Below are 21,658 nucleotides of genomic sequence, written 5' to 3' on the forward strand. Positions count from 1 at the left end.
ATGGCACTGGGAAACCTGAGCAACCTACAAAGCCTGTCTCGTCGCTCCAAGGGTGCGAAAGAGGTGCTGATGCTCGATACCGCCGAGGTAGAGCCCAAGCAAGGGCAGGTACGAGAGAAGTTTGCTGGCATCGAGGAGCTGGCCGAGTCGATTAAGGTGAACGGCCAGGAGCAGCCGATCATCGTCTATCCCAAGGACGAGAGCGGGAAATACCGCATCCAGAAGGGTGAGCGGCGCTGGCGAGCCTGCAAGCTGGCTGGTGTGCCTGTGGAGGCGATCGTCAACAAGAAGGAGTTGGACGACCTGGATGAGACGGCTGGCGAGCTGATCGAGAACATCCAGCGCGAGAACCTGACCCCGATGGAGATCGCCAAGGGCATCCAGAAATTCATCGATCGCGGCTGGCAGGGCATGGATGTCGCCAAGCGGCTAGGCAAGTCCCGGGGGTACGTCTCCTCCCACCTGTCCCTGCTGAAGCTCCCCGATTGCGTGATGCGTCTCTACGATGAGGAGGTTACGTCTGACCCGGAATCGCTCAACACGCTGCGCCAGCTGCACTCTATCGCCCCGGAACAGGCAGAGCGGATCTGCGCCAAGGCCCTGGAGGAAGGTATCAGCCGGAAGGCATGCCGTGAGCTTCTGAAGCAGGCCAAGAAAGGCGGCCTGCCTGAAGATCCCGAGATCCCGTCCCCGGAGAACCCGGCGCCGGCTCCTGGCCCTGGGACCAACGACGACCAACCGAGCCTCCGGGGATTCGAGGAACCCTCTGAGGGCGGCGATGGCGACAAGGAGCCAAGTGCCGGCACCTCCGCGGGCTCGAGCGAAGCGTCATCCAGCCCTTCGCCTGGCCAGAGAGGTTCTGCTGCGGGAGAAGAAGCTGGCGCTGGCGCCGAGCTGCCGCAAGAGGACAAGGCCACTCCCAAGTGGGATGCACGGAAAGACCCTGAGGCCAAGGACGCCACCCCGCCACAGCCAGTACCCACCAAGGAGCCGGCACGGGCTCGGATCGTGGTCAGCGTCAGCACCTCAGACGGGCATCGCAGTGGCGTGCTGCACACGGATCGCATTGACCCTGAAGCGGGCTATTGCTGGGTTCGCCTCGACAATGGTGACGAGGAGCCGTTGCGGGCGCGAGTATCGGACGTTCAACTGCTTGGCGTCGAAGGAGAGGAATAGCACCGATGCCGAGCCTATCGCGAGACACACAGCGCAAGTACGCCATCCTGCGGGCGATCGACACCATGGAGCGGCCGTCGCTTCAGGACATCGCCTCGGAGACTGGCATACCTGCCGGCACCGTCAAACGACAGCTGACTTCGATCCGGGAGGAGCTGAAGGTGAAGATCCTCTTCATCCGAGACCCAAGCTCGCCAGAGGGCGCCAACGGGTACTACTCCCTCGAGGGGTGGGGCATCCTCGACCCGTCTTCCTTCCGCAATCACTTCGGTTGACGCCGAACGACCACGCGACCCAGGGAGGCCACGGCCTCCCTTTCTCATGTCCAGCCGCCTGGCTAGAAGTGGCTCAGTGGCCGGAAGTCAGGGTTCAGATCATCCAGGATGTCTCCCAGATCGGCCAGTGCGTCTCCGTAGCACTCATGGACAACCCCTGAGGACACCCGGTTGGGCATGTCGAGCTGATCGAGCACGACGAGAAGCAGACCCGGTGCCCCGTCTCGGGTTATCACGTCGATGTTCCCCCACAGATTCTCCCGCGAGACCGCATAGCTCAGCATCTCTCTGAAGCGCTCACGGTCATGCAGGATCTGGATGTTTCGCATTCCGGGCTCCTGGTTCATTGTCCCTTCATCGCCTCCTCGAGGCGCCGTTCCGCGCTACGGTCATAGCGCTGCGTGGTCGCTAGGTTCGAGTGCCCCAGCGCATACTGCACGGTCAGCACGTCAATGCCACGATCAAGCAGGTTGGTGGCAAAGGTCCGCCTGAAGTCGTGAGGGGCGCATTCGTCTATGCCGGCCTGGGCCGCACGCTCCTTGATGATGTAGTAGACGGCCTGATCGGTCAGCCTCTGATCGCACACCACGCCATGCCGGCGCACCCTCGTGAACAGTGGACCAGTGTCACGGCCAAGACAGGCCTGCCAGGCCCTGAGCCCCTTGAACGTCCGGTCGGGAAGGAAGACCAGCCGCTCCTTGTTGCCCTTGCCGACGATCCTGATGGCCTTGCGGCTGGTATCGATAGCCTCCAGATCCACGGACACACTCTCCGACCGGCGCAAACCCGTCGATACAAGCAGCTGGAGCAGCGCTGCATCACGAACCCCCTTGGGGCTGTCGTCAGTTTCGCATGCGGAACTGAGGGCCTGGATCGTGGCTTCATCCAGGTGGACCCCTTTGGGAAGACGGGAGCCAGGGACGCCCTTCAAGTCGCGGATCTGCTGGTAGCTCTCGCTGTCCATGTCCCCCATGACCCAGGCCTCGCGGGCAACACCCTTCATGGCCGACAAGGCAGCATTGACCGTGGCTGGCGCCTTGCCCATCTCGGTCATCATCTCCACGATCGATCGGACATGCTCACGGCGTATCAGCGCCCATGGGCAGCCCTGGATGTCGTAGCCACCGCTCAGCCTGGCGATGAACTGTAGGTGGGACCGCATCGTGATCCGGCTACGCCGGGAATTGAGGTTCAGCAGGTACGAGAGCCCTGCATTGCCTCTGGCCTCCGAGAGTGCGTCCTCAGCACCGGCCGCGAGCGCCTGGGAGCCCTGGGGTCGAACAAGGGTCAGCTCGCTATCCATGGCCACCCTCCGCCCCGGTCGACACGAGCTGCTTGAGGTGGTCGGCTTGGTGACTCGAGCACTGCTCAACCCCGTCCAGGTTGCCATGCTGGTGCTTCAGCTCGTAGAAGCCGTCGCCCCCAGGCACCTCCTCGACATAGACACGCTGGCGCTTGAGCCCGCCCGGGATGGTGCAGCTCAGGTGCTCCAAGACGGAATCAGCGTCCTCTCGGACGCTCACGATCTCTCCGTGATCGCGAAGGATCACCATGAAGTCATTGGTCAAGACAGCCGAGTATCCAGCCCTCGGTGGCATCGTGATCTGGTCTACCATTCAGGTCTCCAACACAGATGGTCGGCGGGCACCCTCGAGGCCGGAGCCCCGCTGGCACCGCCAGGTGGTTTCAACCATGGCCATCATTTTCCCTGGCCAGGGGGCGGTGAGATGGGTCAGCCCGTGCAGCAGCCCATCGATCGCTACACCTCCTCGAGGCACCATTCAGCAAAGGCCTCCTGCTGGTGGTCGCTACAGGGGGCGAAGCCGGTGAAGTGGCCACCCTCGATCCTGATCTCATCGAAGCGACCCATGGTGTCGCGGTAGTAGACTCGTCGCCGCCCGAGGTCGCCCAGCTCAGCGGTCAGACGGTCGATGACGCCCTGGGCATCGTTGGTGACGGAGCGTGGCCCATCCTGATCGATGATCACCACCAGGATGTCGCTGACGAGCGCGATCTTGTAGATGGCCTGTAGCCTCATGCGTGAATCCTCTCCATGTGCTCTTCAGGGAGGCTAGTCGCCCCTATCGCCCTTCTCTACTTTCTTAAATAACTATTTTAATAAGTAGAGATAGGAATGGCCAGACCAAGCTACATTTTATGTGGATCTAGGCAGTCACTCGTAAACGATAAAATTACGCCTATGAACCTGTTTTCATTCGATTTATCGGTGTTATCGACGGCTTTCGTGCCGCCTGTACGCAAAATCTGAGCGCCATTGGCGGGTGTTCCTCTGGATTTTGCACAGCGGCGCCTGTCCAGCGGCCCAGCACACTGCCAAGTCAGAGGGCTTCGGCAGGTCGACCAATCACCAAGGAGCCCATTGACACCGGGTTAAGCAGTCGCCAATATGTGCTTTGCACACTTACCATATCCATAGGGGTTTAGGAATGAGCATCCTCGCTAGGTACTTCCAACTCGAAAATGAGGCCCAAGAGCTTCGCAGGAAGATGCAAACTTTAGAGGACACTCCTGAGTTCAAAAGGGAAAAGGAATTTATAGATAAGCTCAGAAGGCTAATGGATGAATATAATAAGACAAATGGCGAAGTTATATCAGCTCTTGCCCCTGAATCAAGCATCGAGAACACTGAAAGCAAAAGAAGAAGAAAAAGAAAACTTAAAGTATATAGGAACCCTGAGACTGGTGAGGTTGTAGAAACCAGAGGTGGCAACCAGAAGACATTGAAGGCATGGAAAGAACAGTACGGGGCAGAAACTGTTGATTCATGGCTGATTGAAGAGAAGTAATCGGTTATATTGTGCAGCAGGCTGTAGAGGTTTACGATGTCTAAAAAAAGCAGCAATGACAAGGATATACAGGCCATCTCGGTGAGCAAGTCGGCTCAGCTCGACCTTTTCAGCCTGCTAGACGCCCGTGATGGCGATTATAGCAATAGCATCGATATTTATGATTCTTTGCCTAAATATTCGCTCGAGCGGCGTCGGCGCTTTACTGATATTCGGCAAGCCGCCGCGAAAGAACGTGAATGCCGGGTGGGTGGTCGCGTAATAAAAGTAAAAGTCCGCCCTGCTCTAATTGAAACACGTCCTGGGAAACCTGAGCTTGTTTACCCAGGTGAGCGCGAAGAGATCATTGAGGATGCTTTGAGAAAACTCGCTGTAAATGGCGGGATCGCGATGATTGACGGAAAGGTGGGTGTGCTATTCACATTCTATCAACTTCGCAATGAATTAAAGAGAAACAATCACGAGTTTAAACTTAGCGAAATAAAAGAAGCTATTCTTGTTTGCCGCGGGGCTCAACTTGAAACGGTTTCTGAAGATGGGGAAACGGTTATATCATCGAGCTTCTTCCCTATGGTAGGTCTTACCACAAGGAAAGACTTGAAGCTGAGGGAGGGGGATACAAAGTGCTATGTTCAGTTTAATCCCCTGGTGACTGAAAGCATTCATAACCAGACTTTCAGGCTGTATGACTATAAAACGTCTATGGCTATTAAGAGCCCCCTTGCTCGCTATATTCACAAGAGAATGAGTCACCATTGGAGTCAGGCCTCCTCCACCAATCCCTACACGCCGCGGCTTGTCTCCTTTCTCAAAGGGAGTCCGAGGGGGCTCTCTGACCGTATGGCCACGAATGTGAGGGCCATGAAGATGGCTCTTGATACGCTGAAGGAGCATAATGTCATCGATAGCTACGATGACAGCGAACGAATCAAAGACGGAAAGAAACTGACCGATATTGTTTACAAGATATACCCTACTAAGCAGTTCGTTAAGATCATAAAAAAGGCGAACTACAAGAATGGGATAATATCTACAAAAAAGGCTCTTACAGCTTCTGAAGAGAGTGAGTAGGTACGAAATATATTACTCCCTTTCATGCTAGCCGCGGGATATTAACTGCGGCTTTTTTATTGCCACTGGCTTTAATTGGGTAAGCGGATTAAATGGTTGATCTTACCTTTGCATGAGAGTGAGACAGACCGGCATCTCATCGGATTATCTGGTTGATGCTTCACCTACTGCTGGTGCATGTTTCCTTCGCTAATTCCAGCAAGAACCCCACACGCCTCAACTTCCCGGTCATCGTTGCAACTCGCTCTCAGTGAAACGAGTTGTTTCTCAAGCGCTTGCAGAGCGGTTATCTGCGACCGCACATGAGAGATGTGATCATCGAGCAAGGCGTTGACGGCGGTACAAGGCTGATGAGGGTCGTCCTGATAGCTCTGTAGTTCGTGAATCTCAGCCAGTGACAGGCCCAGGATTCTGCAGCGACGGATGAAGGCCAGCCCCTCACCATGCTTCTCGGTATAGACACGGTAACCGTTGTCCTGCCGATCAGGCGGCGGCAACAAGCCCTGCTGTTCATAGAAGCGGATCGTCTGTGTTTCGACCCCTACCAACTGCGCCAACTGACCAATGCGCATCAGCCTCCTCCCCAACGGATTCTTTACTCTATTGACCTTATAGTAGCTTTATAGTTTTAAATGGTACCACAACATTGTTCAAGTGGAGTCGTATCATGAGCAAATCCTGTGGTGGCGCCTGTGGCGGTGATGCAACGTCCGCAGCGGATACCGATATACAGGCCTCCTCCGAGGCGCCAGGGAGATGGGTCAGTGTTTATGCCGTGCCGAAGATGGACTGTCCATCAGAAGAACGAATGATTCGCCTAGCCCTGAACGGCTTTGAGGAGATTCGGGCGCTGTCCTTCGACTTGTCGAACCGCCGGCTGAAGGTCGTGCATGACGGCGAGGTCGAGCCCGTCACCTCGAAACTGAAGACCTTGGGGCTAGGCGCCTCGCTTCAGGAAACCGTCGCTGCAAATCCGGAGACCATCAAGGCCGCCGAGTTTTCGGCAGCTTCTGCTAAGCAAGAATCCGGGACCCTGCGCTGGTTGCTCGGCATCAATGCACTTCTGTTCGTGGTGGAAATGACTGCCGGTCTGATCGCCCAGTCCACCGGCCTGATTGGAGAATCCCTGGACAATTTTGCCGATGCGGCGGTGTACGGGCTTGCCCTTTATGCGGTTGGACATAGCGTGAAAATGCAGGTACGTGCCGCGCATCTTGCTGGTGTACTGCAACTGATCTTGGCTGTGGGCGTGCTCGTAGAGGTGGTGAGACGCTTTGTATTCGGTAGTGAGCCTGAATCGCTGGTGATGATGGCTATCGCATTCGTCGCATTGATTGCCAATACCAGTTGTCTGCTGCTCATATCCAAACATCGGGAAGGCGGGGCGCACATGAAGGCAAGCTGGATATTCTCGGCCAACGACGTGGTGATCAACCTGGGGGTCATCACCGCCGGCGCCCTGGTCGCGTGGACCGGTTCCAATTATCCGGATCTGATTATCGGCACCATCGCGGGGGGCATTGTACTTAACGGTGCCAGACGCATTTTGGCGTTGAAGGGTTAAATAATGCTCATTATTGGCAAAAAGCTCTCGCCGTATGCCCTATTGTCCATATCGGGCCTGCTGGCAGCGTCTGATCAGGCTGTAAAGTGGCTGGTGCAGCAATCAATGGCCTATGGCGAGTATGTTTCGGTGACCCCGTTCTTTAACTGGGTGCACCTATGGAACACCGGTGCCGCATTCAGTCTTTTTGCGAATGGTGGAGGCTGGCAGCGCTACTTTTTTATCGGAATCGCGGTAGTGGTCTCGATTTTTCTGATCAAGCTGATCCTTGAAAATCGTCATAAAGGAGAAGCCATCGCTTACAGTCTTATCCTCGGTGGCGCCATGGGCAACCTGATTGACCGGGTCTTTCGCGGCTATGTTGTGGATTCCTTTGATTTCTATTGGCGAGACTGGCATTGGCCGGCCTTCAACCTGGCTGATATTGCAATTGTCCTCGGTGCCTTACTTTTCGTTTCCAGCAGCTTGTTGGGTAAAAAAGCAAACACCAATGCCGAGCCGGATGGATCTGACTGACACCTACGCCTATACAACACCATGACCGAACTTCCCGACAACATCCTTCACCTGCCGCAATACCAAGTACTGGGCTGCAAATCAACCGACGACGAAATGCACTTCCAGGTGGACGTGCCCGATCCCATCGCCTGCGAGGAATGCGGCGTGCAGGGTGAGTTCGTACGGTTCGGCAAGCGTGACGTTCCCTATCGTGATCTGCCCATCCACGGCAAGCGGGTCACTCTCTGGGTGGTCCGCCGCCGATACACCTGCCGGGCCTGCAAGACAACATTCAGGCCCCAGCTACCGGAGATGGTGGACGGATTCCGTATGACACTGCGGCTGCATGAGTACGTGGAGAAGGAATCCTTCAACCACCCCTACACCTTTGTGGCGGCACAGACCGGCCTGGACGAGAAGACGGTGCGCGACATCTTCAACGCCCGCGCCGAGTTCCTGGGGCGCTGGCACCGCTTCGAGACGCCCCGCATCCTGGGCATTGACGAGCTATACCTGAACAAGCGCTACCGCTGCATTCTGACCAACATTGAGGAGCGAACCCTGCTCGACCTGCTGGCCACCCGCCGCCAGGACGTGGTGACCAACTACCTGATGAAGCTGAAAGACCGGCAGAAGGTCGAGATCGTCAGCATGGACATGTGGAACCCCTACCGGGCAGCGGTCAAGGCTGTGCTGCCCCAGGCCCGTATCGTGGTCGATAAGTTCCATGTGGTGCGCATGGCCAACGATGCCCTAGAGAGAGTGCGCAAGGGCCTCAGAAAGGAGCTGAAACCGTCCCAGAGCCGGACTCTCAAGGGAGACCGGAAAATCCTGCTGAAACGCGCTCACGAAGTCTCAGACCGGGAGCGCCTCATCATGGAGACCTGGACAGGCGCGTTCCCGCAACTGCTGGCCGCCTACGAGCACAAGGAGCGCTTCTACGGCATCTGGGACGCCACCACACGGCTCCAGGCAGAAGCCGCCCTGGACGAGTGGATAGCCACCATCCCGAAGGGCCAAAAGGAAGTCTGGAGCGATCTGGTCAGGGCAGTGGGAAACTGGCGCGAAGAGACCATGACCTACTTCGAGACGGACATGCCCGTCACCAACGCTTACACGGAGTCCATCAACCGACTGGCCAAGGACAAGAACCGTGAAGGGCGCGGTTACTCCTTCGAGGTGATGCGGGCACGAATGCTCTACACCACGAAGCACAAGAAGAAGGCACCGACTGCGAAGGTCTCTCCTTTCTACAAGAAAACCATCGGTTACGGACTGCCGGACTTCGCAGAGGAACTCAACTACGGAGTCGATCTATCAACCATCTGAGGGTGGTATCAGATTGATGGGGTGAAGGTGCCCCATCAACCATTAAATCCGTATACCCCTTTAATTATGCCGGCTACGGCTGTCCTCTCCAGGATCGGTGGAAATTCTGCACTGTTGGTAGGCTTTGTCACCACCGCCGCCCTCACCCGGTCCGCGAGAACCCTGCACCGTTGGCCGCCCAGGGCACCGGCTCCCGGCCCGACCGTAGGTGGGAACGCTGCACCGATCGTCGCTCTCAGCAGCGCCTGCTGGCCTCGTCGCAGGTGGGAATACTGCACCGTTGGCTTCCCAAGGCACGGGCTCCCGGCCCTGCCATAGGTGGGAACGCTGCACCGTTGGCCTCCTCGAGCGCCAGCTCCCGACCCTTCCGATAGGTGGGGACGTTGCACCGTTGGCCTCCTCGAGCGCCAGCTCCCGACCCTTCCGATAGGTGGGAACGTTGCACCGTTGGCCTCCTCGAGCGCCAGCTCCCGACCCTTCCGATAGGTGGGAACGTTGCACCGTTGGCCGCCCAGGGCACCGGCTCCCGGCCCTACCATAGGTGGGAACGCTGCACCGTTGGCCGCCCAGGGCACCGGCTCCCGGCCCGGCCGTAGGTGGGAACGCTGCACCGTTGGCCGCCCAGGGCACCGGCTCCCGGCCCGGCCGTAGGTGGGAACGCTGCACCGTTGGCCGCCCAGGGCACCGGCTCCCGGCCCTGCCGTAGGTGGGAACGCTGTACCGTTCGTCGCTCTCAGCAGCGCCTGCTGGCCTCGTCGCAGGTGGGAATACTGCACCGTTGGCTTCCCAAGGCACGGGCTCCCGGCCCTGCCATAGGTGGAAACGTTGCACCGTTGGCCGCCCAGAGCACCGGCTCCCGGCCCGGCCGTAGGTGGGAACGCTGCACCATTGACTATCTCGTGCGCCAGCTGCTGGTCGACCTGCCCTCTCCTGGCTTCATGGAGCATTCATAAAGCAGCACTCGGCGCCATGGGAGGCTGTTGTCTCCCTCGGAAGTCCTACACCCACCAAGTCCAGGCTCAACCAGCTGAGATCCAGGCCAGCCATCGCTCTGTTCTCTAGCTACCAGCGCGGGTTTGGGGGGCATCCTCCAAATGTTAACGGTATAAAGTTAGTTGCAACCGGGCCTGTATCCACATTTCCTGTGGGCAACCTTGTGGGTAAGTGCCATTTTGGCGGTGGGAATGCTGCACCGATGGCGGTCACTTTCGGTGGGAATGTTGCACAGGTTATTTTTTGACCAGCACGATCACTGTTTTTTTCGGTGGGGATGTTGCACCGTACGCTAGAGCCCAGATTCCCTAGCATCTGTCAATCAGGTAGTCAGCCATTTATGTAGGTGGGGATGCTGCACTTTTGAACCCATCACACCCTTAAATGTGGACAATTTAACGGTTTCTGTGGGTATCTCCTGAATAACTTTCACCCATAGGTGGGGATGTTGCACCGTAAGCGGTGGGGATGTTGCACCGTAAGCGGTGGGGATGCTGCACCGTAGATTTTCTATATTCCTTTTTCTTTCATGATGTTATGACGCTTTCAATCGCCCATAACCCTGTTTTAGCCCCGAACTATCCCTATATCCCTTTACCTATACAACCCCATTGACCCTTCGGTGTGTTCTCCCGCCAGCTTCGGCTGACCTTATTGGTCACTCCTGGCATAGAAACCTCCGATCTATCCTCCTCGGCATGCTGCAAATGCTACATGGCATGAAAAAGCCCCTCCAGCAAAACTGCCAGAGGGGCTTTGAAAGCGGCTGAGCCGCAATCGCTACATCAAGCCTTGTTCAGCGAAGCTCGTGCAGTCCGTGCCTGCCACGATGATGTGATCAAGCACTTTCACGTCGAGCAACCCAAGGACCTCCTGGATGCGCTTAGTGATCTGACGATCTGCATGACTCGGCTCAATCGAACCCGAAGGGTGGTTGTGCGTGAGGATCACAGCCCCAGCATTCACCTCAAGAGCCCTGCGAGCTATCTCACGCGGATAGACCGAGGCACTGTTAAGCGTGCCCTGGAACAGCTCCTCATGCTGGATCAGCCGATGCTGGGAATCCAGCCAGCTAACCGAGAAGACCTCATAGGGTACTGTGGCATAGCGAATCGTCAGGTAGTCCAGGGTGATGTTCGGCCGATTGAAAACGGCGTTAAAGTCCTGGTACTTGCCATAAAACCGCTTTTCGATGATCCGCAAAGCCTCTGCTATCACAGCGTCCTCTTCCTTCTTGCGCTGGCCAGGGTCCACTGCAAGCCCCTTTCCAGGGAAGGCATAGACCTCAGCCGGCTCGGATACTGCGAACAGATCCATCTGGTTCGTGCGCTTCATCACATTCTCCTCTCTCTCATACCCGTTGCCGGGCCTCACCCAGAGATAGGGAGATCACTGACGTGGCCGCTCTTCATGTCACCACCCGCCCTATCTCCCCACGATACCTGCATTCCGCAGGAATGAGAGAGGAGATGGATCATGAGCAAGAGCAAGCGTGCGATCGACGGCATTCGGGAAGCACTCATCCAGGGCCTGAAGGAAGGCACCGCCCCCTGGCAGAAACCCTGGAAGCCCGGTGACACGGATGTGAGCCAGCCCTACAACGCCTCTTCAGGCCGCGTGTATACGGGTTGGTCGAACATCGTGAGCCTCTGGGTCGCAGCAGATCGATTCGGCTACACGAGCCCTGCCTGGGTCACCTTCAAGCAAGCGAAGGATCTCGGCACACACCCTCGCAAGGGGGAAAAGGGCACTCCGGTGGAATTCTGGAAGTTCCACAAGAAGCGCGAGAAGGACGAGAACGGCAAAATCGAGGAGAAGGTCATCCCGGTGAACCGTATCTTCTACGTCTTCAACGAGCAGCAGCTGGCTGACCCGCTGACGGAGGCTGCCAAGCCCCCCGTCATTGAGGCCCAACCAGAGCCCGTGCAGTTCGTTGCGCGGCTGATTGAGGCCTCAGGGGTAGCTCTGACCTGGGGAGGCGACAAGGCCTACTACCGGCCCTCTACGGACGGCATCCGCCTGCCTCGCCCTGAGCAGTTCCATGAAGTCAGCGAAATTGCGGCGACTGGGCTGCATGAGCTGATTCATGCGACTGGCGCTGCCAACCGCTTGAACCGCGACAAGAGCGATCGCGCTCGAGAGGAGGTGGTGGCGGAAGCTGGCGCCTGGCTTGCTGCTATGCGTTTCGGCCTGCCTGCCACCCCGGAAAACTCCGCGTCCTACCTCACCGGCTGGGCCTCACGGCTCACTGGCGATCAGGCGAAGGAGCTGGACCGTGCTCTGTCTGATGCACAGAAGGCGGTCACCTTCATTGAACAGCTCGCACAAGAGTGCGGGATGCTTGATGAAGCCCCGGAGTCACCAGCCGCTACTGCGGTTGCGTGATAGCAACACCCATTCAACAGCCTTCCCCCCCGGGAAGGCTTTTTTTCTGGGCGGCAGTTTTCCCTGGCGCTATGTATGTATTATATGTACAGTACATACATACAATACATACACCGGGAGAGAGAGGCATGACGATCAAGCCTGAGATCCAACAGCGCATTGTAGCGGCCGCGGAAGAGCTGGTAGCGGAAGGCGTGGACAAGCCCACCAATGAGCAGGTCCGGGAGCGCCTGGGCGGCGGCTCCCTATCCCATATCTCGCCGGTCATGCGGGAGTGGAGGGAGAGCCAGATGGTCACGGCCGTCGCCATCCGGGACATGCCCAAGGAGATTCGCACGGTCCTCGAGCGCGTTGGTGCCGAGCTGTGGCGCAGCGCCAGCCAGCTGGCGGATGAGGATGTTGAGAGGATTCGCGCCCAGTCGAATGAGCAGCTGAAGGCCGCTCATGACGAGCGCGATGAAGCCCTCAGGGAAATCGAGCGGCTTGAGGCTCGCATCACGTCCATGCGGGAGGACCACGAACATGATAAGGCGCAAATTGCACGGCTGACGGAAGAGAACCAGAACCTGGCCACCGAAACGGCTACCGCCAAGCAACGCGCCGAGGACGCCATGGAGCGTGTCAACGATCTCCATGGTCAGCTGAGCCGGCAAAGCGACCAGCTGGAGACAGCTCGCGGGCAGGTACAGCAGTTGCAGTCGGCCGTGGATCAGCTGCGCGAGGACAAAGCCTCGATCGGCAACCAACTGGCCACCGTCGAGAGTGACCTCAAGAGCACCACCAGAGAGCTTGAGGCAGCCCATCAACGGGAATCACGCCTCCAGCAGACCCTGGAAGAGGTCAGCCAGGAGCTGTCCTCGCTTCAGCAAGAGCAGGCCAGCCTGCGATCAGAGCAAGCCTCGACCGCCAAGCGGAACGACGAGCTGAAGGAAGAGAGCGCCAGCCTACGAAGCACCATCGACCAACTCAGGGCCTCGGGCAGCGAGGCAAACGCCGAGCTGAAGGCTGCCCGGGAGCAGATCGAGGAGCTGAAGGGAATCAGGCAAGAGCTGGCCGACACCCGGACAGAACTCGCGGTCACGCAAGCCCGGGAAAAGGCGCTGCGCGACCAACTAGATCAGCGTCCCGATGCGTCACAGTCGACGCGGGGCGATAAACCCTAAGCACGGAGGAACCATGACGTTCAAAGCCCCCATCGCGATTGCCAGTGCTGTGCTGGCGCTCTCTCCCACCTTGGCGCCAGCTGACATGATCCTGGGCAGCTGGAATGTGCGCCAGCTCGGCTGGGACAATGGCAAGGAGGTCGAGAAAGTCGCCCATGTCGCCCAGTCGATGGACCTCATCGCCTTGCAGGAGCTGATGGACAAGAGCGCCCTCGAGGAGCTGGTCGCCCACCTCGAGGCGACAACCGGCGAAGCCTGGGGAGCCATGGCCAGCCATTCCCTTGGCGCGGGGGAGCGTTACCGGGAGCACTACGGCTTTGTCTGGCGCCTGTCGGAGGTGGAGTACGCTGAGGGGGCCGTGGTGTTCCTGGATCATGATGACGTGTTCGCCCGTGAGCCCTACTCAGCCATGTTCCGCGATCGCGAGACGGGGCAGGAGCTGGCGCTGGCCAACCTGCATGTCATCTATGGGGATAGCGTCAGCGAACGTGCGCGGGAGGTGGAGACCTTGGCCGACTACTGGGGATGGCTGGAGGAGGTCTACCCAGACACGCCACGAGTCCTGGCCGGCGACTTCAACCTGGAGCCGGATCACGAGGCCTGGGGGCCTCTGCGATCTGCTGGCGCCTCTCCCGCGCTGAGCCGTGTGGCGACCACGCTGGCGCATGAGACCGGCGTGTATAGGCACCTCTACGACAACTTCTGGCTCAACCCGAATGAACTCCCCATCAGCGATACTGGTGTGATCCCGTTTCCCACCTTGCTGGGCATGAACCACGAGGAGGCTCGGTCCAGGGTCTCCGACCACGCACCGATTTTCCTGGCCACCGATGGCGCTGAGATTCAGCTCTATGCCTGGCCAGGCACTGACGCCACGCCAACCCAAGACGTGGCACCGTCCGACTTGAGCTGCATAGACCTCAACGAGAGCCCGGAGGGTGCCCTGGAGGGGCTGCCCCACATCGGTCCCGCCCGGGCCGAGCTTGTCGCCGAGGGGCGCCCCTGGGGCTCTGTGGCGGCGCTGAAGGATATAGACGGCCTTGGGCCTGCCCGTGTCGCCGACATCCGCGAGAGCGGTCTCCTGTGCCCGCTGAGCGTGGCTGGCTGACAGTGAAGGCCCTACCTCTCCTCGAGACCTGTATCCAGCAGGAATGAGAGAGGAGATGGATCATGAGCGCACACGACGACATCCTGGATAGGCTGTGGGTGGCACGCCCGAAGGTCTACACCGCGATCTGCAAAGACATGGCCGGGGAGTGGGAATTGCGCATTGAGTATGTGCAAGTCACGCCTCAGGCCGATCGCGAGGTAGAGCACCAAATGGCCATCCAGAAAGCCAAGGAGTCCTGCGCGGGGGCATGGGAGCGTGTCGTGGAGTATGCGCCCTGCATGTCGACGCCGGACACCAGCACCATCGCCTGCATAGGCCTGTTCGAGGGAGCTATCGAGCCGGCGATGCTCGATGAGGCCTACTTCGACTGTTCTGCATAACGCGCATCCCGACTGCGTGCTTCACTGGGATGGGTGGTGATCCTGACTGGACACCCCCTCCCCACCTTCCCCCAGGCACCAGCCTACCGCCTTGTGTCACTCCCTTCCCTACCTCCTCACGAGACCTGCAATCCCGCAGGAATGAGAGGAGAAAGCACCATGACGATGAAGACAGCCACCCTCACTGACGCCCAGTGGGCCGACATCATGCAGCTGATTGGCCGCGGCGAATCGGATCTCGCCGAATACGTTCCGCACCATGCCGTCAGGGATGGGTACGCGCCAGAAGAGATCGATGACCTGGAGAGGCTGCTCAAGGGTGAAGCCTCAGCGGCGCTGTCCAAGCAGCTCGCTGACGACACAGACGCTTCCAGTGAAGCGCCAGCGACCCGGACCTACACCGCCTTCTGTCAGGAGAGCAATGGCACCGGAACGGTCTGGATCAGCTCCATCGAGGTTGATGCTCAGGAGGACCGCGACAAGGAGCTGGTGGCAGCTGAGGAGCAGGCGAGGTACGAATGCGCCCGTGACTGGGACCGTTTGACCGACCCTGACGATGAAGACTCACCGCTCGATATAAGCGGCATAGTCTGCATGGGCCTTGCCGATGGCGAGGTTAGCATTGCGATGTGGGATGACTCTCACTTCGAGTAGTTTGCTTCAAGGGCACCATCCGAGGATGGTGCCCTTTCCCTTCCCGGGGCGGTCAGGAGCCTCGGCAAGCGTCACCCCCACCCCTACCCCCTCTCGAGACCTGCAATCCCGCAGGAATGAGAGGAGAAGCCCAATGAAGACCATCAATGCAGTCCGCCACCATGACGCCGACGCTGGCCAGGCATGGCTGGAAGTGCCGAAGCCCATCGTGAAAGGCCTGGGGATCGACAATGCTATCTCGCGCAAGTGCTTTGTCGATGCCACCAGCGTCTACCTCACGGAGCCCGTGGCCTCCCGCCTTGTGCAGCTGGCGCTGGAGGACAAGCAGGTTGAGGTGGTGATCACCGAGCAGCCGGCCTCACAGGAGACCATGGTTCAAGAGCTGAGCGGCTATACGCCTGCTCGCCTCGGAGACCAAGTGACCCTACTCGAGGACCGCCTGATCGACCTGCCTCGGATCAACGACCTGGGGGGCGAGGAGATCCTGAAGATTGCCTCGCAACTGCAAGACCGGGCGCAACGATACTGCAACGTCATGCTGCCTGAACACGAGTGGGTCTCTGACCTGCTGCAATTCAAGGATGGCCTGAATGAGGTGGTGGCGTTGTGCCAGTGTCCGGCTCACACCTCCACGGTCGGCATGATGACGGAGGTGCGCCATGGCAACAGCGAGGGGTACGTCTGCACGGCATACCTGACCCGAGCCTTGTCAAAGGCTGGCATGGTGGCCGTTCCCTTGATGAACGCCAAGTTCTGGAGCTGGGAGCAAGCCGACCAGCTCTCGAGGAAGATCCAGGAGTGGTACTGCTGGTGAGCTGCCGGATCGGCATGATCCACATAGACGAACGGGCCTGTGGCCCTCTGGAGGAAAGCATGTCCAGCATCACGTTTGTGACGGATCAACGACCCGGTGAGCCTGATCTCCTGTCGGGACATCAGCTCGAGGCGTTGACCATCATGGATCTTGATCGCAGCAAGGTGCTGCTGCGCGTCCTACCGTCTGGCCCATGGACCCATGAGGCCTTGGTCGAGACGGGGGATGGCATCGCACAGATGCTGCCCCAGGAAGTCGAGAATGGCGTTGAGGCCTTTCTCGGCTCCCAGTGGGTAGGCAGCACTGAAGTGTGACCTACCGGATCGCTCGATCCTTTCTCAAGCCCCTCCTCTTCTGAGGCTGGGGCTTTTTCATATCTCAGCCGGCCTGCTCACTACCGGCTCGCCAGAGCGCCCAGATCCGCTGGAAGACCTCCCCATAGCCGAGATCATCGGGATAGGCGCGATGGCTCGCCACCCACAGGAATACCACGCTGCACGCACTGGCCAGCTCGTCATCCATTCCCCAGAGGGTGGTGAGGTCAAAGCCCCCGTTCTCCGCGGCGTTGTACCACGCCAACAGGAAGTCGGCGCAGCGCCGGGATTGCCCGGTATCGCTCAAGGCGACGGCGACAAGCCTCTCGAGTGCCTGCGTCGTGATGTCATCCATCCTCACTGAGGTCATGCCTGTCCCCCTCTCCGGTTGGTGGTGCTGGCGCCAGCCAAGCACGGTGCTTGCAAAGCCTCGCCCGCAGCACCATAGAGAATAGTGTCCGAAGGCGCGGTATGGCCACGGGCGATCGCAACCACGAAAGGAGCCACAGGATGAGCATTGATGCGCTGGCGCGGGCCGTGACGGCTCTCGACAACCATGAGATATACAACCCCGACGACGAACTGAACCTCCTCGACAGCGAGTTCGTGAGCGTCACCGATGAAGCCACTGGCGACCTGCTCGAGCAGATCGAGCAGCTGGGCGGCGAGGTGCTGTTCGGCCCGGATGGTGGCCCCAACCGGAGGGCTATCACGGCGCTGCGCAAGCGGGGCCTCGAGGTGTCGGAAGCCGGCTCACCCTACCCGGACAACCCCTATGAGACGTGTGTGGTGATCAAGATCCGGGAGGGCGAGATCCCGCTCACCAGCGAGCAGCTGGGGTGACCGGCCGACCACCCCTAGTATCATATTTGAATCAAAGACTTACATGACAATGTAGGAAGGTCTGGAAACGGCATCCTAAGCTACCGGACCTCCTCCTGCCGGGCTTACTGCTTGGATAAGCGCAACCCTCGGCCATGAGAATGTTGAAAGCCCACTCTGGAGTTTTAGTACCCAGACTGCTCAGGAATTGACTGGCAGTAAAATATCAGTTACTGTGTCCCGTAGGCTGGGTGTACCACCCAGGTGCTCTTTAAACGTGTTGATATACCTCGATTGAGCTTGCAAGCGGGCCAACCTAGTTGGTCAACCCAGGGAGTAGTTCACCCAGGGTTCACTTGCCGCACAACGGTCCTGCTGCCCGGTGATCCAGTGACCAGGCGATCAGCAGTATTGTACGGCGGGAAGCTCCTCTGACAAGGAGCTGAACGGTGGTTTGCTGGAGCATCTACGCGTTCCTTATCGGCTCAATTGCTTGACGGCGGGGCAATTCCGCCCGATGAGATACGAGGTATTCCAAATGGATACTGCACGTTTAATCATGACTGTTGACCTGCTGAAGCAGGTGCGGTCGGGAATGCACGACGACGTAGATGCTCGCGTTACTGATAGACTGGATGAGGCAATTACGATTCTGGAGGAAACTCTGATAACCGATCCAAAGCCAGCAAGGGCGGGTGCCGCTCTAGCCAAGCTAGGTGAAGCGTTGAAGTATCTTCCAGTGATCAAGGCGCTCTTTGAGGACTTGATGTGACACAGCAAACCACCACTTTAACTCACCTTTAGTCTCTGCGAGGTATTTGCCCATGTCTTCTAATTTTGACACTAGTGGCTTAGACAAACTGAAAAAGAATATGGAAGAGTTTCAATCCAATAGCCAGGTGAAATTGGTAGACATGCTTTCACCAGCATTCATGGCTCAGTGCTCTACCTATTCCAGTTTTGAAGATATGCTTGACGCTAGCGGGTTTAAAGTAGAGTCGGCAGAGGATTTTGCGGCCATCCCTGACGAGGAATGGGATGCATTTGTTTCAAAAAATACTTCTTACTCTTCTTGGGAAGAAATGCAAAAAGGCGCCGCAAAGGATTATACAAAAAGACAACTCACCAAGGGTTTATAACCTCCCGAATTCACTTGGTATTTCGCTCATCTAATCTGCATATCCAATCCAGGCGATACTACTGGTCTCACTAAATGAACGTTGGTTACGCGATCAAACTATGCCGCCAGCAGCGTAAGCTAACTCAAGGGGAGTTAGCTAAGCGGGCTGGGGTGTCAATTTCCTATCTCTCGTTGCTTGAGCGGGGGGAGCGATCAGATCCTGGCCTATCCGCCTTGGAGAAAATAGCTAAAGGCCTGAATGTACCCATGACTCTGTTGCTCTTCCTTGCTGCCGATGAAGATGAGTTGAGTGGGTTTACTCCAGATCTGAAGGAAAAGCTCTCTGCGGCTGCTCTGAACCTGATGAGGGAGTCCGCGTGAGATCCATCTGCAAGCTAACTCCGACATACCCTCACAATGCCATCATTGACCCTCAACACCTCGCCCTTCTGCTGAATACACCGCTGGAGAGTCTGAAAGCAACTGCAAAGATTGCTTCCGGCTCGTATCGTCCTGTCCCTCAAACGAAGAGAGATGGCAGTCCTCGGATGACCTATGATGCTTATCCAGAACTGAAGCGAATACAGCACCAGATCGTCAAAAAAATTCTACGCAAGGTGCGTTTTCCGCGATACTTGCAAGGAGGAATTCGAGACACTGAGTTCCCCCGCGACCATGTATCAAACGCGGCGCTCCATACGGGGGCCTCGATCTTGGTGTTAGATGATATTGCGGACTTTTATCCTTCTCTCGAAAGCCAGTTGGTGTTCACGATCTGGCTCAGGTTCTTTGGTTTTTCTCCAGATGTTTCGGAATTACTTACGAAGTTGACGACACGCCACTGCGTCGTGCCGCAGGGGGCAAGGACGAGTAGTTATCTGGCCAACCTGGCATTCTGGGACAAGGAAGCAAAGCTGGTTGAGGACCTCGGAAACATGGGCCTGACATACTCCCGGTTCGTTGATGATGTGAGTTATTCGTCCCACCACCAAGTTTCAAACAGCACTATCGGCGAGGCCAGGGCAAAGGTGTACAGGATGCTGGCATCAAAGGGCTGTCGCCCTAAACGCTCCAAGAGTCAAGTCTGCCGAAAAGGACAAAAACTTAAAGTTACTGGGCTGGTTGCAGCTGGAAACTATCCAGCAGTTGGAAAGGCCGAACGAAAAAGAATTCGCTCGGCTGTCCATAACCTGGAGAAAGCTGTCGGCAGAGATGGAATGACTCCAGAAAATCTCAAAGCGTGGAACAGCGCCAAAGGGCGAGTTGGTATGCTATTCCGTTTGGAACACCTTGAGGCACGGAGTTTGTCTCAGCGTCTGGACACCCTTCTTTAAGCCTATAGGTTAGGAAAAGAATGCACGATTAATGACATCAGCTCCTCAGCGCGTCAAACGCGCCTCTTTACGGTGTCTCTCGGTTGATTATTCCTGGATGTACACTAGATCCAGCCCAAGATTTCCAATTCAGTGCTGAGTCAACATAAGTTCCAGTTTACGATCGCATGAAGACTGCAATATGCCAGTCTTGCGTATCAATTCCACTGGTTCCGGTTTTTCTGGCATCCTCCATTATGGAGGTGGACGGCCTGTATAGGCGTGAGCATTCAGCTTCTCAGGGCACTGTTAGGCACGTGCCTCGCCCCTATGGGTTTGCCTGGCTTTTCAGTAGAGCGCTGACATCGAACCAGTCGTGCTCGCGCAGCACCGCCGCGGCGCCAGCGGCTTTCCGGTTATCCCGGGGCAGCAGCAGCAGGCGATATGTCCCGTCCCAAGGCGGCGGTGCTGGGCACGTTGCGTGCGGAACCCCTGCCGCGGCCATGCGGTGCGTGAAGGCCTCGAGCATTGCCTGGTCCTCGGGCTCGCAGAACATGTCGTAGGCGTTGAGGATGTCCTGGGCGGCCTCGTGATTGATGCTGTACCTGGCCAGGGGGGCATTGATGCAGAACCTCGGGGCGTAGAAGCCAGCGAGATAACGGGCAGCGGCAAAATGGTGGGCGCCGCCCTGGTTGAGCAGGTGATAGCCGCGGTCGTGCCAGCTGAAGCTCTCCAGTGTCTCTCCCGCGCCAGGGGCTGCATTGAACCTCAGCTCGTGCCAGCCGAGCAGTTTCTCTATCCAGGCAGGGTCACTGTTGATGAGACCGCAGCATTCGCTGAGCGCGTAGGCGTCGAGGGTGGCCGAGGTGGTGAGACCGCCCTTACCGGATTCCAGGCTGGTGATCTCTCGTATCGAGCAGCTGAAGGCGTCGTGATATACCGTCGTGATGAGGCGGGAGGCTGGCGCGAGCGTAGCGCGGCGGCAGAGCATCCCTCGAGGACCGGGCTCCCAGTGTGCAATATCCCCACCGAAGCAGGGCGGCCAGTCTTGCCACCGGATGATCCCTTGGCCGCTGGCGCTTTCGGCCGGGAACGCTACTTGGCGGGCTTGTTCGTGAAACGCTTGAGCGTATTTCCAGGCTGCGGTGTCGACCCATCGGGCTTTGTGCAGCCAGCGGCCGAATGGCAGGGTCGCCGGCATGTACTGCTCTCTCCTGACTGTCCTGGGTAGCGTCAGCCACGGACCTATCCATGGGGCAACCCGATATGAATCATTGGAGCCCCAGGTAACCATGCCTCAGACCCACTCGACGTTGACGCGCCGCAGCTCGCCATCGATGACCACTGGTATCGGCATCACCGCCCTATTCTTGACTGGGATCGCGATGATGGCCCTGGTGGTAGAGCGCCAAGTCATGCAGGAGGTCGTGGGCCAGTTGGCAACCCAGGATGGGCGCCATGAGCTGGCGCTTGAGGTAGCACGCACCTCGCGCCAGCGGCGCCAGGGACTGATGGAACGCCCTTCGCTTCCCGCCAACACGGGGATGCTCTTCACCTACGACGAACAGCAGCCGGCGCAGAGTCGCTTCTGGATGTTCAAGACCCGTTTCCCCATCGACATCGCCTTTCTCGACAAGCGCGGGAGGGTGCTGTCGATGGAGACGATGCCGCCCTGCACCCGCCAGCGTGAGGATTGTCCTCGGTATCCGGCCGGCGTGCCTTTCTGGATGGCCCTGGAGCTGAATGCTGGCGCCTTCGACGCCATGGGGGTGGAGGTCGGCGACCGGCTGGAGGTCGACCTCTAGCCCGTCAGGCCTGCCCCTACCTCCTCTCGAGACCTGTCATCCGGCAGGAATGAGAGAGGAGATG

The 21,658-nt window shown here is 58.1% G+C and carries 28 protein-coding genes; 20 read left to right on the forward strand and 8 right to left on the reverse strand.

From position 1 onward, the window contains the following. Together HZS81_RS14400 and HZS81_RS14405 are read left to right on the forward strand one after the other, a co-directional pair. Window positions 1-1,176 carry a ParB/RepB/Spo0J family partition protein gene (locus tag HZS81_RS14400; protein WP_179931223.1) on the forward strand — a complete coding sequence of 392 codons (1,176 nt, stop codon included), beginning with the start codon at window positions 1-3 and terminating at the stop codon, window positions 1,174-1,176. Between the two features lie 5 nt (window positions 1,177-1,181). After that, complete coding sequence (locus HZS81_RS14405; protein ID WP_074211810.1) at window positions 1,182-1,451, forward strand: helix-turn-helix domain-containing protein; 270 nt, start codon at window positions 1,182-1,184, stop codon at window positions 1,449-1,451. A 62-nt stretch (window positions 1,452-1,513) separates the two neighbouring features. Here HZS81_RS14405 and HZS81_RS14410 read toward each other — a convergent pair whose 3' ends face one another. From HZS81_RS14410 to HZS81_RS14425, 4 genes are all read right to left on the reverse strand, one after another. Continuing rightward, entirely contained in the window at window positions 1,514-1,780 is a 267-nt protein-coding gene (locus HZS81_RS14410) for a hypothetical protein (protein ID WP_179931224.1), read from the reverse strand. Between the two features lie 14 nt (window positions 1,781-1,794). After that, on the reverse strand, window positions 1,795-2,754 hold the full coding sequence (locus tag HZS81_RS14415) for a tyrosine-type recombinase/integrase (RefSeq protein WP_179931225.1): 960 nt from the start codon (window positions 2,752-2,754) through the stop codon (window positions 1,795-1,797). Next, window positions 2,747-3,067: a hypothetical protein gene (locus tag HZS81_RS14420; protein ID WP_179931226.1), complete on the reverse strand. Its 321-nt coding sequence runs from the start codon at window positions 3,065-3,067 to the stop codon at window positions 2,747-2,749. The genes HZS81_RS14415 and HZS81_RS14420 overlap by 8 nt, the downstream gene beginning before the upstream one ends. A gap of 143 nt (window positions 3,068-3,210) precedes the next feature. Continuing rightward, window positions 3,211-3,489, reverse strand: a complete 279-nt coding sequence (locus tag HZS81_RS14425; RefSeq protein ID WP_179931227.1) for a hypothetical protein — start codon at window positions 3,487-3,489, stop codon at window positions 3,211-3,213. Between the two features lie 409 nt (window positions 3,490-3,898). Here HZS81_RS14425 and HZS81_RS14430 point away from each other — a divergent pair, with 409 nt between their 5' ends. Together HZS81_RS14430 and HZS81_RS14435 are read left to right on the forward strand one after the other, a co-directional pair. Next, on the forward strand, window positions 3,899-4,258 hold the full coding sequence (locus HZS81_RS14430) for a histone-like nucleoid-structuring protein, MvaT/MvaU family (protein WP_022524310.1): 360 nt from the start codon (window positions 3,899-3,901) through the stop codon (window positions 4,256-4,258). Window positions 4,259-4,294: 36 nt separating this feature from the next. Next, window positions 4,295-5,329 carry a hypothetical protein gene (locus HZS81_RS14435; RefSeq protein ID WP_022524311.1) on the forward strand — a complete coding sequence of 345 codons (1,035 nt, stop codon included), beginning with the start codon at window positions 4,295-4,297 and terminating at the stop codon, window positions 5,327-5,329. Window positions 5,330-5,493: 164 nt separating this feature from the next. Here the strand turns inward: HZS81_RS14435 and cadR are convergent, their stop codons facing one another. Continuing rightward, the gene (gene cadR / locus HZS81_RS14440; RefSeq protein ID WP_004364961.1) at window positions 5,494-5,901 is read right to left on the reverse strand and encodes a Cd(II)/Pb(II)-responsive transcriptional regulator; all 408 of its coding nucleotides are present in this window, start codon (window positions 5,899-5,901) and stop codon (window positions 5,494-5,496) included. Between the two features lie 95 nt (window positions 5,902-5,996). Between cadR and HZS81_RS14445 the strand changes: the two genes are divergently transcribed. Genes HZS81_RS14445 through HZS81_RS14455 form a run of 3 tightly spaced genes read left to right on the forward strand, consistent with a single transcriptional unit; the run spans window position 5,997 to window position 8,720 of the window. After that, window positions 5,997-6,893, forward strand: a complete 897-nt coding sequence (locus HZS81_RS14445; protein ID WP_004574643.1) for a cation efflux transmembrane domain-containing protein — start codon at window positions 5,997-5,999, stop codon at window positions 6,891-6,893. A 3-nt stretch (window positions 6,894-6,896) separates the two neighbouring features. Further along, the gene (gene lspA, locus HZS81_RS14450) at window positions 6,897-7,409 is read left to right on the forward strand and encodes a signal peptidase II (protein ID WP_004863699.1); all 513 of its coding nucleotides are present in this window, start codon (window positions 6,897-6,899) and stop codon (window positions 7,407-7,409) included. A gap of 21 nt (window positions 7,410-7,430) precedes the next feature. Continuing rightward, entirely contained in the window at window positions 7,431-8,720 is a 1,290-nt protein-coding gene (locus HZS81_RS14455) for an ISL3-like element ISPpu12 family transposase (protein WP_004574636.1), read from the forward strand. A gap of 1,773 nt (window positions 8,721-10,493) precedes the next feature. Here the strand turns inward: HZS81_RS14455 and HZS81_RS14460 are convergent. Then, on the reverse strand, window positions 10,494-11,048 hold the full coding sequence (locus HZS81_RS14460) for a JAB domain-containing protein (protein ID WP_022524312.1): 555 nt from the start codon (window positions 11,046-11,048) through the stop codon (window positions 10,494-10,496). A 141-nt stretch (window positions 11,049-11,189) separates the two neighbouring features. Here HZS81_RS14460 and HZS81_RS14465 point away from each other — a divergent pair, with 141 nt between their 5' ends. The 7 genes from HZS81_RS14465 to HZS81_RS14495 all read left to right on the forward strand — a co-directional run bounded on the left by HZS81_RS14465 (window position 11,190) and on the right by HZS81_RS14495 (window position 16,534). Further along, a complete protein-coding gene (locus HZS81_RS14465) occupies window positions 11,190-12,098 on the forward strand; it encodes an ArdC family protein (protein WP_022524314.1) in 909 nt (302 codons plus the stop codon). A 128-nt stretch (window positions 12,099-12,226) separates the two neighbouring features. Next, window positions 12,227-13,261, forward strand: a complete 1,035-nt coding sequence (locus tag HZS81_RS14470; protein WP_179931228.1) for a DNA-binding protein — start codon at window positions 12,227-12,229, stop codon at window positions 13,259-13,261. A gap of 13 nt (window positions 13,262-13,274) precedes the next feature. Next, window positions 13,275-14,369, forward strand: a complete 1,095-nt coding sequence (locus tag HZS81_RS14475; protein WP_179931229.1) for an endonuclease/exonuclease/phosphatase family protein — start codon at window positions 13,275-13,277, stop codon at window positions 14,367-14,369. Window positions 14,370-14,431: 62 nt separating this feature from the next. Then, window positions 14,432-14,752, forward strand: a complete 321-nt coding sequence (locus tag HZS81_RS14480; RefSeq protein ID WP_179931230.1) for a hypothetical protein — start codon at window positions 14,432-14,434, stop codon at window positions 14,750-14,752. Between the two features lie 159 nt (window positions 14,753-14,911). Beyond that, window positions 14,912-15,406 (forward strand): hypothetical protein, encoded by a 495-nt coding sequence (locus tag HZS81_RS14485; RefSeq protein WP_179931231.1) that lies wholly within the window; start codon window positions 14,912-14,914, stop codon window positions 15,404-15,406. Between the two features lie 133 nt (window positions 15,407-15,539). After that, a complete protein-coding gene (locus tag HZS81_RS14490; protein WP_179931232.1) occupies window positions 15,540-16,220 on the forward strand; it encodes a hypothetical protein in 681 nt (226 codons plus the stop codon). A gap of 59 nt (window positions 16,221-16,279) precedes the next feature. Continuing rightward, complete coding sequence (locus HZS81_RS14495) at window positions 16,280-16,534, forward strand: hypothetical protein (RefSeq protein WP_053857281.1); 255 nt, start codon at window positions 16,280-16,282, stop codon at window positions 16,532-16,534. 64 nt (window positions 16,535-16,598) lie between these two features. Here HZS81_RS14495 and HZS81_RS14500 read toward each other — a convergent pair whose 3' ends face one another. After that, window positions 16,599-16,889 (reverse strand): DUF7673 family protein, encoded by a 291-nt coding sequence (locus HZS81_RS14500; RefSeq protein ID WP_206679563.1) that lies wholly within the window; start codon window positions 16,887-16,889, stop codon window positions 16,599-16,601. A 155-nt stretch (window positions 16,890-17,044) separates the two neighbouring features. Between HZS81_RS14500 and HZS81_RS14505 the strand changes: the two genes are divergently transcribed. The 5 genes from HZS81_RS14505 (at window position 17,045) to HZS81_RS14525 (ending at window position 19,810) form a co-directional block, all read left to right on the forward strand. Further along, a complete protein-coding gene (locus tag HZS81_RS14505; RefSeq protein ID WP_179931234.1) occupies window positions 17,045-17,377 on the forward strand; it encodes a hypothetical protein in 333 nt (110 codons plus the stop codon). Window positions 17,378-17,894: 517 nt separating this feature from the next. Next, window positions 17,895-18,128 (forward strand): hypothetical protein, encoded by a 234-nt coding sequence (locus HZS81_RS14510; RefSeq protein ID WP_179931235.1) that lies wholly within the window; start codon window positions 17,895-17,897, stop codon window positions 18,126-18,128. A 52-nt stretch (window positions 18,129-18,180) separates the two neighbouring features. Next, window positions 18,181-18,495, forward strand: a complete 315-nt coding sequence (locus HZS81_RS14515; RefSeq protein ID WP_179931236.1) for a hypothetical protein — start codon at window positions 18,181-18,183, stop codon at window positions 18,493-18,495. Between the two features lie 74 nt (window positions 18,496-18,569). Further along, window positions 18,570-18,857 carry a helix-turn-helix domain-containing protein gene (locus tag HZS81_RS14520; RefSeq protein WP_179931237.1) on the forward strand — a complete coding sequence of 96 codons (288 nt, stop codon included), beginning with the start codon at window positions 18,570-18,572 and terminating at the stop codon, window positions 18,855-18,857. Beyond that, complete coding sequence (locus HZS81_RS14525; RefSeq protein WP_179931238.1) at window positions 18,854-19,810, forward strand: reverse transcriptase family protein; 957 nt, start codon at window positions 18,854-18,856, stop codon at window positions 19,808-19,810. Before HZS81_RS14520 ends, HZS81_RS14525 begins: the two co-directional genes overlap by 4 nt. Before the next feature lie 307 nt (window positions 19,811-20,117). Here the strand turns inward: HZS81_RS14525 and HZS81_RS14530 are convergent, their stop codons facing one another. Then, entirely contained in the window at window positions 20,118-20,990 is an 873-nt protein-coding gene (locus HZS81_RS14530) for a DUF6685 family protein (RefSeq protein ID WP_022524132.1), read from the reverse strand. Window positions 20,991-21,081: 91 nt separating this feature from the next. Between HZS81_RS14530 and HZS81_RS14535 the strand changes: the two genes are divergently transcribed. Then, entirely contained in the window at window positions 21,082-21,594 is a 513-nt protein-coding gene (locus tag HZS81_RS14535; protein ID WP_179931239.1) for a DUF192 domain-containing protein, read from the forward strand. Window positions 21,595-21,658: the final 64 nt, after the last annotated feature.

The sequence above is a fragment of the Vreelandella salicampi genome (genome assembly GCF_013415105.1).
Classification (GTDB): domain Bacteria; phylum Pseudomonadota; class Gammaproteobacteria; order Pseudomonadales; family Halomonadaceae; genus Vreelandella; species Vreelandella salicampi.

Coding starts and splice junctions, on each gene's coding strand:
- cadR (WP_004364961.1), bottom strand. CDS start 5,901: ATGCGCATTGGTCAGTTGGCGCAGTTGGTAGGGGTCGAAACACAGACG.
- HZS81_RS14445 (WP_004574643.1), top strand. CDS start 5,997: ATGAGCAAATCCTGTGGTGGCGCCTGTGGCGGTGATGCAACGTCCGCA.
- HZS81_RS14405 (WP_074211810.1), top strand. CDS start 1,182: ATGCCGAGCCTATCGCGAGACACACAGCGCAAGTACGCCATCCTGCGG.
- HZS81_RS14490 (WP_179931232.1), top strand. CDS start 15,540: ATGAAGACCATCAATGCAGTCCGCCACCATGACGCCGACGCTGGCCAG.
- HZS81_RS14400 (WP_179931223.1), top strand. CDS start 1: ATGGCACTGGGAAACCTGAGCAACCTACAAAGCCTGTCTCGTCGCTCC.
- HZS81_RS14535 (WP_179931239.1), top strand. CDS start 21,082: ATGCCTCAGACCCACTCGACGTTGACGCGCCGCAGCTCGCCATCGATG.
- HZS81_RS14420 (WP_179931226.1), bottom strand. CDS start 3,067: ATGGTAGACCAGATCACGATGCCACCGAGGGCTGGATACTCGGCTGTC.
- HZS81_RS14475 (WP_179931229.1), top strand. CDS start 13,275: ATGACGTTCAAAGCCCCCATCGCGATTGCCAGTGCTGTGCTGGCGCTC.
- HZS81_RS14415 (WP_179931225.1), bottom strand. CDS start 2,754: ATGGATAGCGAGCTGACCCTTGTTCGACCCCAGGGCTCCCAGGCGCTC.
- HZS81_RS14515 (WP_179931236.1), top strand. CDS start 18,181: ATGTCTTCTAATTTTGACACTAGTGGCTTAGACAAACTGAAAAAGAAT.
- HZS81_RS14425 (WP_179931227.1), bottom strand. CDS start 3,489: ATGAGGCTACAGGCCATCTACAAGATCGCGCTCGTCAGCGACATCCTG.
- HZS81_RS14470 (WP_179931228.1), top strand. CDS start 12,227: ATGACGATCAAGCCTGAGATCCAACAGCGCATTGTAGCGGCCGCGGAA.
- HZS81_RS14430 (WP_022524310.1), top strand. CDS start 3,899: ATGAGCATCCTCGCTAGGTACTTCCAACTCGAAAATGAGGCCCAAGAG.
- HZS81_RS14485 (WP_179931231.1), top strand. CDS start 14,912: ATGACGATGAAGACAGCCACCCTCACTGACGCCCAGTGGGCCGACATC.
- HZS81_RS14505 (WP_179931234.1), top strand. CDS start 17,045: ATGAGCATTGATGCGCTGGCGCGGGCCGTGACGGCTCTCGACAACCAT.
- HZS81_RS14410 (WP_179931224.1), bottom strand. CDS start 1,780: ATGCGAAACATCCAGATCCTGCATGACCGTGAGCGCTTCAGAGAGATG.
- HZS81_RS14500 (WP_206679563.1), bottom strand. CDS start 16,889: ATGGATGACATCACGACGCAGGCACTCGAGAGGCTTGTCGCCGTCGCC.
- HZS81_RS14510 (WP_179931235.1), top strand. CDS start 17,895: ATGGATACTGCACGTTTAATCATGACTGTTGACCTGCTGAAGCAGGTG.
- HZS81_RS14520 (WP_179931237.1), top strand. CDS start 18,570: ATGAACGTTGGTTACGCGATCAAACTATGCCGCCAGCAGCGTAAGCTA.
- HZS81_RS14465 (WP_022524314.1), top strand. CDS start 11,190: ATGAGCAAGAGCAAGCGTGCGATCGACGGCATTCGGGAAGCACTCATC.
- HZS81_RS14455 (WP_004574636.1), top strand. CDS start 7,431: ATGACCGAACTTCCCGACAACATCCTTCACCTGCCGCAATACCAAGTA.
- HZS81_RS14480 (WP_179931230.1), top strand. CDS start 14,432: ATGAGCGCACACGACGACATCCTGGATAGGCTGTGGGTGGCACGCCCG.
- HZS81_RS14495 (WP_053857281.1), top strand. CDS start 16,280: ATGTCCAGCATCACGTTTGTGACGGATCAACGACCCGGTGAGCCTGAT.
- lspA (WP_004863699.1), top strand. CDS start 6,897: ATGCTCATTATTGGCAAAAAGCTCTCGCCGTATGCCCTATTGTCCATA.
- HZS81_RS14435 (WP_022524311.1), top strand. CDS start 4,295: ATGTCTAAAAAAAGCAGCAATGACAAGGATATACAGGCCATCTCGGTG.
- HZS81_RS14530 (WP_022524132.1), bottom strand. CDS start 20,990: ATGCCGGCGACCCTGCCATTCGGCCGCTGGCTGCACAAAGCCCGATGG.
- HZS81_RS14460 (WP_022524312.1), bottom strand. CDS start 11,048: ATGAAGCGCACGAACCAGATGGATCTGTTCGCAGTATCCGAGCCGGCT.